This is a genomic window from Porphyromonas bennonis DSM 23058 = JCM 16335, assembly GCF_000375645.1.
In the GTDB taxonomy this organism is placed as follows: domain Bacteria; phylum Bacteroidota; class Bacteroidia; order Bacteroidales; family Porphyromonadaceae; genus Porphyromonas_A; species Porphyromonas_A bennonis.
This window is the reverse complement of sequence record NZ_AQWR01000004.1, coordinates 18,481-34,410: the sequence shown is the minus strand read 5'-3', so window position 1 is coordinate 34,410 and position 15,930 is coordinate 18,481. Positions and strand designations below refer to the sequence as shown.

At 54.5% G+C, this 15,930-nt stretch carries 14 protein-coding genes; 4 read left to right on the top strand and 10 right to left on the bottom strand.

The window, feature by feature from the left end; all coding sequences use genetic code 11:
* Nucleotides 1-95: 95 nt before the first annotated feature.
* Complete coding sequence (gene coaA, locus B088_RS01545; protein WP_018106651.1) at nt 96-1,046, top strand: type I pantothenate kinase; 951 nt, start codon at nt 96-98, stop codon at nt 1,044-1,046.
* A 77-nt stretch (nt 1,047-1,123) separates the two neighbouring features.
* On the opposite strand, the gene upp is transcribed toward coaA, so the two are convergent.
* The 10 genes from upp to B088_RS01495 all read right to left on the bottom strand — a co-directional run bounded on the left by upp (nt 1,124) and on the right by B088_RS01495 (nt 12,779).
* Nucleotides 1,124-1,783 carry a uracil phosphoribosyltransferase gene (upp, locus tag B088_RS01540; protein WP_018106650.1) on the bottom strand — a complete coding sequence of 220 codons (660 nt, stop codon included), beginning with the start codon at nt 1,781-1,783 and terminating at the stop codon, nt 1,124-1,126.
* Between the two features lie 12 nt (nt 1,784-1,795).
* A complete protein-coding gene (locus B088_RS08220) occupies nt 1,796-3,214 on the bottom strand; it encodes an MltF family protein (RefSeq protein WP_018106649.1) in 1,419 nt (472 codons plus the stop codon).
* Nucleotides 3,214-4,428, bottom strand: a complete 1,215-nt coding sequence (locus tag B088_RS01530) for a class I SAM-dependent rRNA methyltransferase (protein ID WP_018106648.1) — start codon at nt 4,426-4,428, stop codon at nt 3,214-3,216. The genes B088_RS08220 and B088_RS01530 overlap by 1 nt, the downstream gene beginning before the upstream one ends.
* An 8-nt stretch (nt 4,429-4,436) precedes the next feature.
* On the bottom strand, nt 4,437-5,204 hold the full coding sequence (locus B088_RS01525; RefSeq protein ID WP_018106647.1) for a 3'-5' exonuclease: 768 nt from the start codon (nt 5,202-5,204) through the stop codon (nt 4,437-4,439).
* Complete coding sequence (locus B088_RS01520) at nt 5,194-5,778, bottom strand: DUF5063 domain-containing protein (RefSeq protein WP_018106646.1); 585 nt, start codon at nt 5,776-5,778, stop codon at nt 5,194-5,196. Before B088_RS01520 ends, B088_RS01525 begins: the two co-directional genes overlap by 11 nt.
* A gap of 37 nt (nt 5,779-5,815) precedes the next feature.
* Nucleotides 5,816-6,640, bottom strand: coding sequence for a DUF4296 domain-containing protein (locus tag B088_RS08215; protein ID WP_018106645.1), 825 nt, complete (start codon nt 6,638-6,640; stop codon nt 5,816-5,818).
* Complete coding sequence (locus tag B088_RS01510; protein WP_018106644.1) at nt 6,624-7,316, bottom strand: lipoprotein signal peptidase; 693 nt, start codon at nt 7,314-7,316, stop codon at nt 6,624-6,626. Before B088_RS01510 ends, B088_RS08215 begins: the two co-directional genes overlap by 17 nt.
* An 81-nt stretch (nt 7,317-7,397) precedes the next feature.
* Nucleotides 7,398-7,775 carry a TraR/DksA family transcriptional regulator gene (locus B088_RS01505; RefSeq protein ID WP_018106643.1) on the bottom strand — a complete coding sequence of 126 codons (378 nt, stop codon included), beginning with the start codon at nt 7,773-7,775 and terminating at the stop codon, nt 7,398-7,400.
* 11 nt (nt 7,776-7,786) lie between these two features.
* Complete coding sequence (gene ileS, locus B088_RS01500; protein WP_018106642.1) at nt 7,787-11,206, bottom strand: isoleucine--tRNA ligase; 3,420 nt, start codon at nt 11,204-11,206, stop codon at nt 7,787-7,789.
* Nucleotides 11,207-11,705: 499 nt separating this feature from the next.
* Nucleotides 11,706-12,779: a tyrosine-protein phosphatase gene (locus B088_RS01495; protein ID WP_018106641.1), complete on the bottom strand. Its 1,074-nt coding sequence runs from the start codon at nt 12,777-12,779 to the stop codon at nt 11,706-11,708.
* Nucleotides 12,780-12,957: 178 nt separating this feature from the next.
* On the opposite strand from B088_RS01495, the gene B088_RS01490 reads away from it, so the two are divergent.
* From B088_RS01490 to B088_RS01480, 3 genes are all read left to right on the top strand, one after another.
* Nucleotides 12,958-13,869 carry a 1-acyl-sn-glycerol-3-phosphate acyltransferase gene (locus B088_RS01490; RefSeq protein WP_018106640.1) on the top strand — a complete coding sequence of 304 codons (912 nt, stop codon included), beginning with the start codon at nt 12,958-12,960 and terminating at the stop codon, nt 13,867-13,869.
* A gap of 61 nt (nt 13,870-13,930) precedes the next feature.
* Complete coding sequence (locus tag B088_RS01485; protein WP_018106639.1) at nt 13,931-14,839, top strand: M48 family metallopeptidase; 909 nt, start codon at nt 13,931-13,933, stop codon at nt 14,837-14,839.
* Between the two features lie 53 nt (nt 14,840-14,892).
* Entirely contained in the window at nt 14,893-15,927 is a 1,035-nt protein-coding gene (locus B088_RS01480) for a dihydroorotate dehydrogenase-like protein (RefSeq protein ID WP_018106638.1), read from the top strand.
* Nucleotides 15,928-15,930: the final 3 nt, after the last annotated feature.

Sequence of the window (15,930 nt, the reverse complement as noted above, 5' to 3'; positions counted from 1 at the left end):
TTTCCCCTGTAACGACACTCCCTGCGCTTGAGCTGGGGTGGGGTAAAATAGATACCTTTGTCGTGATATAGTACGAAGGACTTATCGACCGTCAAATGAAACCTTACACCGCTACATTTTCGCCCTATCAGTCGTTTACGAGAGATCAGTGGAGCAGTCTGGACAGCCATCCTGACTTCCCCTTCTCTGAGATAGACGTGAGCAAGCTCCACGCGATGAATGAGCCGCTGACCGTGGAGGAGATCAGCGATATTTATCTCCCTATGTGTCGCTTCCTGGAGATAAACATTATGCACCACAAGAATCTGCAGAGCGACTACGGGGAGTTTTTTCACCGACAATTTCAGACCGTTCCCTACGTCATAGGGATCGCCGGCAGTGTCGCTGTAGGTAAGAGTACGACCGCGAGGGTCCTGCAGAAGCTTCTGTCGATGAATGAAGAGACGCCAAAGGTCTCGCTCGTGACGACTGATGGCTTCCTGTACCCCAATGCCGAGCTGGAGCGACGTGGTCTGAGTGACCGAAAGGGCTTCCCCGAGAGCTACGATGTGCTGCGCCTGCTCAACTTCCTTGCGGCGGTCAAGAGTGGTCGTCGTCACTTGCCGTCTCCTAAGTACTCTCACCTCTTCTATGATGTCATCCCTGATGAGTATGACGATGTAGATCAGCCGGATGTGCTGATCATCGAAGGGATCAATGTCCTGCAGGCGAGTGTGGATGCCTCCAGGGCGCGTCGGTCGGTCTTCGTGTCAGACTTCTTTGACTTCTCCATCTATGTCGATGCGGATAAGTCTGCGATCCGCCGTTGGTATGTGGACCGCTTCATCAAGCTGCAGCAGACAGCGTTTCGGAATAAGGACTCCTACTTCTATCGCTACGCCGATCTCACCAGAGAAGAGACGATCGGTCTGGCAAATAAAGTGTGGGACGATATCAATCTGATCAATCTCGTCCAGAATATCGAGCCGACGCGCTTTCGCTCCAATCTCATCATCGAGAAGAGCGATGATCACAGCGTGCGGAGCATCTGGCTGAGGAAGGTATAGGGCAGAAGGACCATAACGAGCAGAGCCTCCAACGAGACACATGTCCCATCGGAGGCTCTGCTCTTGGTGAAATGCTATTAGTCCATCTTGGTCCCAAATGAGAGGTCGCCGGCATCACCCAGTCCAGGGACGATGTAGGCGTGCTCATTGAGCTTATCATCGAGGGCGGTGATCCAGAGGGTGGAGTCCTCAGGGGCGTGCTTAGAGAGCATGTCTACTCCCTGCTGGCTGGCGATGATGGCAGCGAAGTGGGTGGTGGCGGGCTGCCCCTTAGTGAGGAGTGCATTGTAGGCAAGCATCATCGAGCTCCCTGTCGCCAGCATAGGGTCGGCGAGGATCAGTGTCCGTCCCTCAAGCGATGGCGAGGCCAAGTACTCTATATGCACGTCAAATCCCAGTTCACTATCGCCACCCTCCTTGCGGTAAGCGGAGACGAAAGCGTTGTCAGCCTTGTCGAAGTAGTTGGTCAGTCCGATCTGCATGGGGAGCCCGGCACGGAGGATGGTGGCGACGACTACCTCCTCAGTAGGCAGGTACATATCCTTGGTCCCAAGGGGGGTGGTCACCCTCTTCTCGGTGTAGTCGAGAGTCTTACTGATCTCGTAAGCCATGATCTCACCGAGGCGCCTGGCATTGCTCCGGAAGCGCATCGAGTCCCCATGGATATCGACATCTCTCATCTCTGCTATGAAGCGATTGATGAGGCTGTTTTGCTCTGATAAGTTTACTATTTTCATACTCTTAGCTAACTATTTTTCCTTACTCTTTGCTCCCTGATAGAGGGCAGAGAGGTGCATGATATTGTCTACATACTTGACTGTCTCCGAGCCTCGGACGTAGCCAAACTTGACTACGGGGTCATTGAAGTACTTCGGTGTGCTCTTAAGGAGGAGGTACTCCCTTACGCCACCCTCCCAGACGCTGTCGGGGGCGCTGTACTTGCGTGCCAGCCGCATCGCATCCAGGACGTGACCGTAACCGGCGTTGTATGCGGCGAGGGTAAAGCACTCTCGCTCGTGGGTGTCCCTGATGTTGCTGAAGGACTTCTCATTGTCCCTAAGGCAATCGACCGCCACGCGCACTGCTGTCAGAGGGTCTAGCAACTGATCACTGCTCACCCCGTACGCTCGACCGGTGGCGGGCATCACACCCATGAGTCCCCTCGCCCCTGATCGGGCTACAACGTCCGGGATGAAGCGGGACTCTGTGAAGGCGATAGCAGCGAGATAGCTCCAGTGCCAGCCCAGACGCTTTGCCTCTTGCATGAATATCTCATCGTAAGGAGAGATCGCACCCGGTCGGATGGTAGGAGTAGGAAGGGGGGATCTGAGGTCCCTGAAGTAATTGCCACTCTCTATCGTTAGTAGGCGATCGGGATCATTCACTTCCTCTTCCGGTGAGGTGTTGAAAAAGGTGCTGATCTGCTCGGCGAGGCTCTGATTCCCCTTGTGCAGCATCCAACTGTACCGTAGTGGTACGCTGATGCGAAGCTCAGTGTCGAGGGTGGGGTGGTGACGCTGAAATAATCCGGCGAGCCGGGTGTCTACTGCTGCGTAGCGGATAAAGTCCTCCTGGTCAGCGACCGACTTGATCAGGTCCACATCACCCAGTGAGTCGACCGGCAGGATATGGAGGGAGTCCAGCGCTGCCTCAGCAACGATCTGCTTTAGCCGTATCTCTGCCGGGCTACTGGAGGAGACGTAGATCGACTTGCCATCGAGGTCCACAACCTGGCGGAGTAGTGGTGTGATGGACCTATTTTGCACCACTACTAAGGCGATCGTGTCTACAGTGCCGGCAAAGTCATACGACTTGCCGAGCTCGGAAGTCATGGCAAATGGCGTGATGGATAGGTCTATTGCTCCGGATGAGATCCATGACATGAGACTGTCCCTGCTACCAGTGACCCTGATGTCGAGCTTGAGCTTGTTCGTCTCGGCAAAGCGAGATACCTTCTGATACTCGAGACCGAAGGGCTCGCCTCTGTAGAAGTAGAAGTCGGTAGGAGAAGTGACCGTCCCCACTCGGAGCGTGTCACTGGCGATGATTTCGCTCCACTTTCGGTAGTTGACCTCCTCCGACTCTCTCTCCTTCCTCGTCTCGAAACAGGAGGACAGCATCCCGATGAGAAGGAGCAGTGGAGCGAGTCGAGAGAAGTGCTGGGACATCACTTGACGTAGAGTACTAGACCCTTGAGATACTCTCCCTCGGGGTGATAGATATTCACGGGATGATCCGCTGCCTGAGTAAGTCGATGGAGGATCCTCACCTCACGCCCGGCTTGCAGAGCAGCGGTAAATACTGCTTCTTGAAATTTCTCAGGACTAACCACCTGTGAGCAACTGAAGGTGAAGAGCAGGCTCGAGGGGGCAATCTTCTGGAGAGCTATGCGATTGAGCCGACGGTAGCCATTTAGTGCGCGTGAGAGGACGCGTCTATTCTTTGCAAAGGCGGGTGGATCCAGCACCATCAGGTCGTACTCTCCCCCCTGTAGTCCCTCTAAGTAGCCAAATGCATCGGTGGCGATCTCCTCGTGGGTATCGTCCCTGCTGGGGAAGTTGAGCTCCATATTCCTTGCCGTCAGGTCTATGGCGCGCTCTGAGCTGTCCACGGACACCACATGCTTAGCCTCTCCCAGCATGGCAGCGAGGGAAAAGCCCCCCGTGTAGCAAAACATATTGAGCACCTTCCGCCCCTTAGCATACTGTCTCAAGAGGGAGCGGTTGTCTCTCTGATCTAAGAAGAAGCCGGTCTTCTGTCCCTTGACGACGTCGAGGTAAAACTTCATCCCCCGCTCGTCGATCACCACCTCCTGCTCCTTCGGTAGAGATCCCATAAGCAGCTCATCAATCTCTCCCTCTATCGGAGAGCTTGCCGTCAGCGTCTCAGCGCTCTTGTAGTAAACCACCTGCAGGCGACTGCCGAGTACAGCGGACATCGCCTCTGAGATCAGGTGTCGCTGTCTGTGGATGCCGAGTGTGTGAGCCTGCATAACAGCGATAGAGTCGTACAGGTCGATGATCAGTCCTGGGAGTCCATCACCCTCTCCATAAACCCAGCGGAAGGCGGCATGCTCCATCGCTAGTCCGACAGCCTCCCTCACTTCGAGAGCCTCCCTCAGTCGCCGGATCCAGAACGCTTGATCAATCTGCTCGGATACATCGAAAGTGAGGATCCGTATCGCAATATTCTCAGGAGACCAGTAGCCGCGGGCGACAAAGTCATCCTTGGAGCTCCTGAGCTCAACCACGTCTCCTTCCATCAGTCCATCGGTATCTCTCCGATCCAGAGCTCCCGAGAAGACCCAGGGATGGCGGCGCTCCATCGGCTCATCCTTTCCGGGGCGTAAGTGGAGTATCGGTATGGTGTTGTTGGTAGTCATGAGGAGAGTTATTTGTCGGTGGTTTTGTTTCTGGCTTTTGTGCTTCGGGGCTTGGCTTTCACCCTCCGCTTTCGCACTCTGGCAGAAGGTTCTTTCCTCTTAGATTTTGGCATTCTCACAGTTGGCCCCACTTTCTTTTCGATCATAGATGGCTTGACGTAGTCCTTGAGCCCGTCGTAGATCAGCAGTCCGGCATAGGCATCAAGTGCGGCATAGTTTGTCTGCGCTTCCGACAGTTTCTCGCTCTCCCAATTACTGAGTCGCTGGCTCTTGGAGATGCGCTTGTCGTAGAGTAGGGCATAGAGTTTGGAGAGCGAGAAGACCTTAAGCCCAGCGGCCTTGGCTGTCAGCTGCAGCTCAAGGACCTGATGGCACTCTAGGCCATGGTCTTTCCTCAGGCCGAGGGCGTCATCGTGGATAGACACGCCCACGAGGAGCGTCTTGTCGTCTGCAAGCACGCGTGCTACGGGGGCAAGGCGTGATGCCTTGTCCTCCTTGCCGTCAAAAGTCAGGAGCTTGATGATTACTGATCGCTCGTGATCGGAGAGCTGAAGTATGGAGACCTTGTTCCCCTCGCCCTTATGAAATGAAGGCTTAGTCTCTGTGTCCAGACCGAGGACGGCAGCTCTCGAGAGCGCATCCATGACGCTCTCTATCTCTTCGTCCGAGCACGAGGCGTCAAGGATTGTGACCGGCACCGGAAGCTCCTCCGCCTCCAGCTCCCCGAGCTCTTCCTTGGTGATGGTGGTCCGATCTAAAGGCATATTACTCGTCATGGCTCAATAGGTCATCCTCATCGTCCGGCATCTCCAGGGGCATAAAGTCCGGATCGCTGAGTAGGAGGTGGAGTCGTCTGAGCACGGCTGCAAGCTTCTCTCCCCACTCGTGGTCAAAGGCGTACCTCGCCTCGGCAATGGACTGGACCATTGTCTCCTCATTTTGCTGCCTATAGACCCAGACGATATCGGCGAGAGCCTGGAAGAGGTCGGCAAGCAGCTCACTGAGACTGACGTTGATCGGACGCTCCGAGTATTGCATCTGCTCATTGAGTGCATCGGGGAATAGGTCTCGGTCGGCAAAGAATCGCTCGTAGCGTCGTCTCACCCGTTCGTAATCCTCTTCCTCGACTAAATGCTCCAGCTCGCCAAAGAAAAGCGATGGATCCAGATCCGGAAGTCTCGTTGCTGCGGCATACACTGCTGCCAGTGTGTCTCGGCACTCCCGCACCGTCTCCTTCGTCCATCGAGGGGTGACCTCGGGATCGAGCAGGGCGAGGTAATTCATGCTCTGCTGGATAAAGTCCAGAGTCTCCGGACTGTAGATGAGTGTCATATCTCCCGTCTGTCCCATAGGTCTGTGCCGATCTTAGTTACAAAGTTAGTTAATTTTACTCTTCAGTCTCCTCCTCTGCCTGTTCCTCCACCACCAGAGGCTCACGCTTGGAGAGGTAAATACTATCAAGGACTAACGGGATCTTCCTTAGGCAGTCCTTATCACGATAGTAGGAGAGGAAGAGCCGGTGCCACTGGCTCTGCTCGCTTGTGGTGTCTTGAGGCGTGACATACTCGAGTGCTATCCGTCGGTCGCCCTTGCCATCCAGTGTGGTCTGGGTGGAGTAGACGATGCTGCTGTCTCGGGTGAGGGTGACGAAAGAGACCTCGATCCTCTCCCCGGAGCTAAGCAGCCCCGGCAGTATATTAAAGCCAAAGTCAAGCGTGTCCCCTCCTGCCACACTGCCGCTCCTAAGCTCACACATCATAAAGCGGTAGCCTTGGTTTCCCTCCGAGAGACAGACCCTTGAGGGCTCACTCCAGAGCGACTCCAGCGGCTTATAGGACAGCCCGGCGCGGCGTATGGAGTCTTGGTATAAGGTGTCTAAAACTACAGCCTCCTGCTGAAGCTCCTCGATGATCTGATTGTAGATCTTCGTGAGCATCGGGAGATTTTCTCCGTACCAGACGAGAGAGGTATCGTACTTTGCCTGCGAGATCCCATGCTTCTCCAGCACACTCCTATAGTATGCTTCGCGGACCGAGTCCGGCATCCCATACTTGCTGTCGATGTAAGACTGGGCCAGGACCATATCCTTGGTGACTGCCTTCATCTCGTCTCTCGTCAGGATCGAATCCGGTCGGCGGCGACACTGCGAGAGGAGCACTATCAGTGCGATGGAGAGCAGGATCAGGCTGCAGAGACTACGATGCTTCCTCATCACGTATGACGGAGTCCTCCGGTGCTCTGTCCTTAGGTTTCTTACTACCGATATGACCCATCAGGTGAGCAAAAGAGCCACTGTAGAATAGCAGTAGCGCAATCACACCAACCGAAATGCATGCATCGGCAAAGTTGAATATCGGGCGGAAGAAGATCAGCTCCTCTCCTCCCCAGCCGGGCACCCAGTCGGGCCACTGACTGCGGATGATGGGGAAGTAAAACATATCCACCACCTTTCCCTGAAACCAGTCTCCATAGCCTGTCTCCGGTGTGGTGGGGAAGATCGTCGCTACCTGTCCGTAGCTGTGGGTGAAAATCTTCCCGTAAAAAATAGAGTCGATGATATTACCCACTGCACCGGCAAAGATAGCGACCAGACAGGTCAGCACGCCGCGACCATATCGCCTCCTCGAGACGTAGACCACCAGCCACCCCAGCAGCACGCTGGCGACTATGCGGAAGAGAGTCAGGAAGAGCTTGTCAAAAAGCTCCCAGCCAAATGCCATCCCGGGATTCTCCGTAAAGTAGATCTGAAACCAATCTGCCACCACGATGCTTTCGCCGAGCTGCATATGGGTCTTGACCCATATCTTGATAGCTTGGTCAATAACTAAGAGCAGGAGAGCCAGTCCCACAGCGACAGTAAGTCGACGTCGGGGACGATCTGCAGGCATCTCTCTCGGATCAGTGACAGGTTGATCTGCTGTGGAGGGTATGTCGTTGACGCTCACTGTAGACGATAGACTTACCTGTGATTACTTGTATCCGGCGTTCTTTGCTTCGACGCTAAGCGTAGCGTGTGGGACGGCACGGAGCCGTTCCTTAGGGATGAGCTTGCCGGTGATACGGCAGACGCCGTAGGTCTTATTCTCGATGCGTATCAGGGCAGCCTCCAGATTTTGGATAAATTTCTTCTGACGCGCTGCGAGGGAGGCTGTCTCCTGGCGAGAGGCGAGGGTCGCCGACTCGGAGAGATTCTTGTACGAGGGCGAGGTGTCGTTGATATCGCTATTCTCGCTCCCATTCATCGACTCGATGAGCGAGTCGTAGTCCTTGCGAGCCTTGTCGAGCTTCTCATTGATGATCTGGCGAAACTCCTCCAGCTCCTCATCAGAGTATCTTACAGTAGCCATGGTTGTCTCTTTTACTTGTTTACAATGGTTAGTTCTGCATGTAGGGTTACCTTCTCATCCAGGTCAAGAAGCTCCCCGGTGGAGAGTCCTTCGACGGACTCGATCGATCGAGCCTGTACCTGAGTGGAGATGTAGTCCTTGTGAGCCGCGAGGATCTGCTCCGTCATCGGGGTCTTCTCGAGGCGAATGTCGATCTTATCCTCCACGTCAAAGCCGGAGCTCTTGCGGAGATTCTGGATCCGGTTGACCATCTCGCGGGCAAGACCCTCGATGCGCAGCTCCTCGGTGATCTCCTCATCGAGAGCGATGGTGATGGAGCCCTCGTTGAGTACCAGCCACCCCGGCACGTCCTCAGAGATTATCTCCACACTGTCGAGTGTGATCTCCTTGCCCTCGTACTCGGTCTTCCCGGCCTTCTCAAAGATCTCAATCTCCTCTCGCGACATACCGGTGAGGTAAGCAGCCGCTCTCTTCATATCCTTGCCAAAGATTGGTCCGAGGAGACGGAAGTTTGGCTTCACTCTCTTCACCACAAGGTCGGAGGATCCGGAGTCGAAGACAAGCTCCTTCACATTCACCTCGGAGAGGATCAGCTCCTCCACGTGCTTCACCGACTCGATCATCTGAGGATCGGAGGTAAGTACCACCACCTTCTGCAGCGGCTGACGCACCTTCGTGTCCATCTTACGACGGAGTGAGAGCACCATACCGGAGATCCTCTGAGCATAGTCCATAGCCTCTTCCAGTGAGACATTGATCACTGAGGGATCAGCCTTGGGATAGTCCGTGAGGTGGACGGACTGCGTCTCATCCTGAGTGAGATCGCGGTATAGTCGATCAGCATAGAAGGGAGCGAAAGGTGCCATCAGCTTAGCCACCGTGACGAGACACTCGTAGAGGGTCTCGTAGGCGGAGAGCTTGTCATCGGTCATGCCGCCGCCCCAGAAACGCTTGCGGGCAAGGCGGACATACCAGTTGCTCAGCTGGTCTGTCACCATAGCAGCTATCTCGCGACCGGCCTTTGTCGGCTCGTAGTCCTCGAGGTCGGACTTCACCTCGGTGATCAGTGAGTGGAGCCGCGAGAGGATCCATCGATCCAGCTCAGGTCGCTCCTCAAGAGGGATCCTACGAGCAGTCGCGGGGTCGAAGTTGTCGATATTTGCGTAAAGAGCGAAGAAAGAGTAGGTGTTGTGCAGTGTGCCAAAGAGCTTGCGCGTCACCTCGTCGACGCCCGAGGGGTCAAACTTCAGGTTGTCCCACGGTGAGGAATTGGTGATCATATACCACCTCAGAGCGTCTGCCCCCTTCTGCTCCATGATCATGAAGGGGTCTACGCTATTGCCGAGGCGCTTCGACATCTTATTTCCATTCTTATCCAAGACGAGACCATTGGAGATCACGTGCTTGTAGGCGACACTGTCAAAGAGCATCGTCGCAATGGCATGGAGGGTAAAGAACCACCCCCTCGTCTGGTCCACTCCCTCGGCAATGAAGTCGGCCGGGAAGTAGCTCCTCTCATCCACCATCTCGCGGTGCTCAAAGGGGTAGTGCAGCTGAGCGTAGGGCATTGCCCCGGAGTCAAACCACACATCGATGAGGTCTGTCTCCCTGACCATTGGCCGCCCCTTGCTGTCGCAGAGGATCATGTCGTCAACATAGGGGCGGTGGAGATCGATCCGCTCGTAATTATCGTCCGTATACTCACCTACGACAAAGCCTCGATCGGCAAGGGGATTGCTCTTCATCAGCCCCTTCTCCACCGAGAGGTCGATCTCGCGGGAGAGCTCCTCGACGGATCCGATACACTTCAGCTCACTGTAGTCTTCATTGTGCCAGATCGGCAGAGGAGTACCCCAGTAGCGTGAGCGGGATAGGTTCCAGTCCTGGAGGTTTTCCAGCCACTGTCCGAAGCGTCCCGTGCCGGTAGACTCAGGCTTCCAAGTGATCGTCTTATTGAGCTCAATGAGTCGCTCCTTGACTGCCGTGGTGCGGATAAACCAGCTGTCCAGCGGGTAGTAAAGGATCGGCTTGTCGGTCCTCCAGCAGTGGGGGTAGCTGTGGGTAAATTTCTCGATCCTGTATACCTGGCCTCTCTCCTTGAGTGCCATACAGAGGTCAATGTCGAGAGAGTCGGCGTCGGACGGCTTGTCGAGGTAGGCGTTCTTGACATAGCGACCGGCGTAGACTCCGTACTGAGCGACGTCCACCCGCTCCTCCACAAAGCGTGGGTCCAAATCCTCGAGGGCGTAAAACTTTCCCTCGGGATCAACCATTGGCACCTCCTTGCCCCCCTTGTCAATGAGCATCATGCCGGGGATCTGCTCCTTCTTGCCGAGCGCATTATCATCGGCACCGAAAGTGGGTGCTATGTGGACGATGCCGGTACCATCCTCGGTGGTGACAAAGTCAGCTGCCACCACCCTCAGAGCCCCCTCATCGGGCTTGACCCAGGTAAAGAGCTGCTTGTATCTCAGCCCTACGAGGTCAGACCCCTTATATCGGGCAACGATGCGGTAGGGCATCACCTTGCTCCCCTTCTTGGGGGCCTCCATCGGCAGTTCCTCGCCCTCAGGGCTGAGATAGGCAGAGAGGCGCGGCTCCGCCAGCATGACGGTGATCGGCTCGAGGGAGTAGGGGTTAAATGTCTGCACAGCCACATAGTCGATCCCGCTGCCAACGGCGAGAGCCATATTGGAGGGAAGGGTCCACGGCGTGGTGGTCCAGGCGGCGAAGTAGGCGGTCCCGTGTCCCTGAAGTTCCTCAGCGGGATCGATGATCTCCATGAGAGCAGTGCAGGAGGTGTCCTTCACGTCCCTATAGGCGCCGGGCTGACTCAGCTCATGGGAGCTAAGTCCGGTGCCAGCGGCTGGAGAGTAGGGCTGTATGGTGTATCCCTTGTAGAGCAGATCCTTCTCGAAGAGCTGCTTCAGGAGATACCACAGTGTCTCTATGTAGCGATTGTCGTAGGTGATGTAGGGGTGATCCAGATCCACCCAGTAACCCATCTCCGAGGTGAGCTTGCGCCACTCGGCGGTATATTTCATCACCTCCTTGCGGCACGCCTCATTGTACTCATCGACAGAGATCTTGGTACCGATGTCGGCCTTGGTGATACCGAGCTTCTTCTCCACGCCAATCTCTACCGGCAGTCCGTGGGTGTCCCACCCAGCCTTACGGTCGACGAGGAAGCCCTCCATCGTCTTGTAGCGGCAGATAATATCCTTGATCGTGCGAGCCATGACGTGGTGGATCCCCGGCATACCATTGGCTGAGGGAGGACCCTCGTAGAAGATAAACCTCTGTGCCCCCTCGCGCCACTTGAGTGAGGCCTCGAAGGGATCTTCTCTCTTCCACAACTCCAGTACCTCCCGATCAATACTCGAGAGGCTTAGCTGATCGTAAGTCTTATAATTCTTCTTCGTCATGCTCATATCTGCTCATTCTACAGCGTCCCCTCTTCCCTCCGAGCGGACACTGAGCGAAGTACGATTGGGTACCTCTGCATTTTTGTCACGCAAAGATACGCTTTTTTGTCCACTAGCCTGTTTTCCTGAGTCCACAGACCCGGGTAAGCGCATCCGAAACTTCCCTAACCGGTCGTCGGTCTCACAACCCCAATATTTGTGCTGTAGCGAGAGTATCGTACCAGATTGGTTATCAGCAGGTGGTGACTCGGCATTTCTATTACCGGTATTAGTTGACACTATTACCGATATTAGTGTTTACTAATACCGACTATAGATTTGACTAATACCGATATTAGTCAGGGGTGACTTGGAGTAAAAAATACTCTCCTGGCAGTTTAGTAATCCTTCTGATGCTCTCGAACATTGTTGTTATGGAGTCCGAGTATCTTCTTTTTGTAATAAAGCAGCCACCCTGACGGACAAAGGTTGTCTCGCCAGGGTGGCTGCTTGTCTCGGTTTATGATCAGTAGAGTAGCAGCTCCCTCAGTCGGATCCTGTCTGACTCGTCGAAGTCCAGCACCTTGTCCATATAGTTCTCTATGTTGCCGTACTTATTCTCAATGTCGGTCATGATGGAGAGGAGGTCGCTGGGTCGGCAGCGGAAGAACTCCGTCAGAGCCTCTTGTCTGCCTGGCGCAAAGCGAAATCCCTGAGGCGCCAGCTGCTCCACAGGGAGCAGGGCGTTGCTCAGCAGATAGTCCGAGAGGATATCTGACCTGGAGACGCCCAGACTGTACTGGATCAGCATGATGAGGAAGGCGGTCCGATCCTTCCCCCACTCATCGCTGATCATCACCGGGTAGTGGTCCGGGTCGAGGAGGTAGTGGAGGGCGGCGGAGAGCTGCTCAGGATTTTCATACGCCAGACTATTGAACATATCGTGGACGAAGAGGATCACTCCCTCCTGGGTCAAGGATCCGTTACCGATCCTCTCCAGGACAGACTTGTAGTCGACCGGGGTGTTGGCGGCGAAGTCCTTCTGGAGGACATTCCCGATGCCATTTGTGAGGTAGACAAATGAGTAGGAGTCGCTCAGCACTAGATTATGCTTCAGTCCTATGGAGGAGATGATGAGGCTGTCCCTCGGTGTAAGCTGGCGAGACCTTCCCCCGCGATAGAGCTGACCCCATCTCACCTGGTATCCCTGATCAGTCATGTATCCACCGGCGTCCCTAAGATTGGAAAACCCTTCTGTAGGTATGACCCTCGTCCCGGTGACCCGTACCTCTCGATCGTCAAATACAAGGAGGAAATAGTGCCTGGTAAAGTAGCTGCCCTCGGTCGCAAACGTGGCCCACTCCTTACCGATAGGCTCTACCTTGGTCGGCTGGACCGGATAGCTACCGGCGTCATCAGAAGCGTAGATGGCGACCTCACCACTCATCCCCGGACGGACCTGCCATCGTACCACATAGTTGCCGCTGTCGGCGACATCAGCACCGGTGCTGATGTCATAGTACGCCTTCCTGGCACATGAGGAGAGACTCAGGCAGGCAAGTAGGGGAATGACAAGAGATAAGACTTTCTTGTAAAGCATCTGGTCTGGGCTGGTTATTCTTCCACGGACAAATCTACTCAAAGGACCGGTACCACGTTAGTTTTTATCTTTATTTCTATTTCTTTGACAGCGCTTTTGCCCTGTTGTTGTCAGACGCTATCGAGTTATAATATTATTCTGTTAGGTTTGTACAGTCATAACTATTGCTACAGACATAATGAGTAAGGACGAGATACGTAATGAGATCCTCTCCCTCGAGGACTTGGGGGAGATGGTTCCTTTTTTTAAGACCGGGGTCGGCAAAGGTCTAGGCCGGTGGTTGATGCGGATTCTTGGGGTTAACTCGATTAACCAGATTAATAGTGATCTCTGCCACCTGCAGGGACCGGACTATGCCAGTGCAGCACTTCGTCATCCCCTGGTCGATGTGGAGTATAGGATCCATGGGAAGGAGAATCTAGAACTTATGAGAGAGGGTCAGTTCCTCACAGTGTCCAATCACCCATTTGGCGGCATCGATGGTCTGATACTGGTAGATATAGTTGGTCACATTCGTCCCGACTACAAGGTGTTGGTCAATTCGGTCCTCTCGCACATATCCTCCCTCGAGGAGATGTGGGTGCCTGTCGTCCCCAATAGACAGAGTAGCAGAAGGTATGTCCATGACCCCTCGGTTAATGTCAAGAGCCTGAGAGCCCTGGCGAGAGAGTTTCAGGCCGGCTATCCCTTTGGTCTCTTCCCCGCAGGCGGGGTGGGGCACTTCTCGCTCAGACGAGGTCTGCCGGTGGAGAACCCGTGGAAGAACTCGAGTCTCCGTATCCTTCGGCGGGCAGATCGTCCGATCTTCCCCATTATGTTTGATGGGCACAATTCGTGGCTATTCTATTACATGAAGAATCACATCTCTGTCGTCAGCGACCTTATGCTACCATCGGAGAGCCTCAATAAGAAGGGTGAGATCATAGATGTCTACGTAGGGGCTCCCATTATGCCCGATGAGACGGCACACCTGACTGACCTCAAGAGCTACGGCGCCTACCTTATTCAGCGTAGTATGAGGCTTCTACCTAGAGCTATGTATCAGCCTCAGGTCGGTGCGAAGGCTGTACTCGTGGATCGGAGCGTCTGACAGTACAAGGTGATAAATGTGTATCTTTGGGGTGCGAAACAATCAATAGTTCACTACAGTAATGAATCTACGTCACTATCATATATCATTTCTCAGCACCCTGGTAGTCGCTCTCCTGACGACAGGTTGCTCCCTTGTCCCGCTTACCGGACGCCGGCAGATCAATCTGGTCTCCGATGCTCAGGTGGTAGCTATCAGTGAGCAGCAGTACCGATCCTTCATCTCCAGTGCCCCTAAGAGTCGCGATATGGAGCAAACTGTTAGGACTCGCGAGATGGGTAAGCGGATCGCGGCTGCTACGGAGCGCTACCTCAAGTCTATCGGACACACTGAGGATATTAAATACTTCCGGTGGGAGTTTAATCTCATTGCCTCTAATCAAGTCAATGCCTTCTGTATGCCGGGCGGCAAGATCGTGGTCTATGAGGGGATACTCCCCGTCGCTCGGACTGACGATGAGCTCGCTACAGTTATTGCTCATGAGGTGGCACACGCTGTCGCTAAGCACTCTAATGAGAGACTCTCTCAGGCGATCCTACGCCAATATGGAGGACAAGCTCTAGGACAGATCCTATCAGGAAGCTCTGCCGGAGCGCAGGTGATCGGCAGCGTGCTCTACAATGTGGGAGGTAAGCTCATCTTTGAGCTACCCTACTCACGTAAGCAGGAGTACGAGGCAGACCAGATCGGTCTCTATCTGATGGCACTCGCAGGATATGACTACCACAATGCGCCTAATCTCTGGGTCAGGATGGCTAGCCGTAGCGGCGGCGGTAATCAGAGTGAAGTGATGAGCTCTCACCCCAACGACCAAAATCGTATCAAGGCTATCCGTGAAGAGATCCCCCGCGTAGAGGCCTTCATGAGAGGAGGCGGGAAAGTGCCACCCTCCGCTGTCCCTGCCGCATCCAAGACTAAGTCTACTAAGTCTAAGAGTAAGGGCAAGGAACCTCTCATTACTCACTATTGAGTTATCCCCCATTTATATTAGTCACTAATTCATCAAGATAATCAAGTAATACCATGGTTGATCTAACCACCACTTATGCCGGACTGAAGCTCAAGAGTCCGATCATCGCCGCAAGCTCAAGCCTTACTGCTTCGCCCGCAAAGATCAAGACCTTCGCCGAGGCTGGCGCAGGTGCAGTGATACTTAAGTCCATCTTTGAGGAGCAGATCCAGAATGAGGCTGCAGATACCTACGATCAGTCACACGACTTCCCTGAGGCCTACAATTACATCAAGGAGTACTCCGAGGAGCACTCGATCCGTCAGCATGTGCAGCTGGTACGTGAGGTAAAGGAGGCAGTAGATATCCCTGTCTTTGCGAGCATCAATTGCTCCAGCTCGGAGGGCTGGGTGGACTACGCTAAGAGCCTCTCAGACGCCGGTGCGGATGGACTGGAGCTTAATGTTATGCGCATCGAGACCGATCGGACGCAAGACTATGGCGAGCCGGAGCGCGCCATCATCAAGATAGTCACTGAGCTGAGGGAGTCGGGATTCGACAAGCCGCTTGTGGTGAAGATCTCTAAGTACTACAGCAATCTGATCCGCCTCTGCGCAGATCTCCATATGGTCGGTGCAGACGGTGTGGTTCTCTTCAATAGATCCTACATGCCGGACGTTGATCTCTCCGCTGAGCGTCTCTCTGCCGGACCGGTCTTCAGCAGCCCCAGCGACTTCTACGACGGTCTTCGCTTTACTGCCCTTGTCCGTGGTGCTGTCCCCGGTCTCTCTGTCTCCATCTCTTCTGGTGCTCGCAATGGCAAGGACGTCCTCAAGGGAGTACTCGCCGGGGCCAACGCCATCCAGATGGCTTCGATCCTGTATGGAAAGAAGGAGAAGGCTATTACCGAGTCGCTGGACGAGGTGAAGAGCTGGATGGAGGAGCACAAGTACGAGAGCATTACCGAGATGACCGGTCGTCTGGCAGCTAAGCAGGTCGATAAGGCCAACTTCCTCGCCCGCTCGCAATTTATGAAGTACTTCGACTCTCCCGAGGCAGGACATCCTACAAACACCTTTAGTGGAGCGGTAGAACGTCCGAGAGGCTAATCT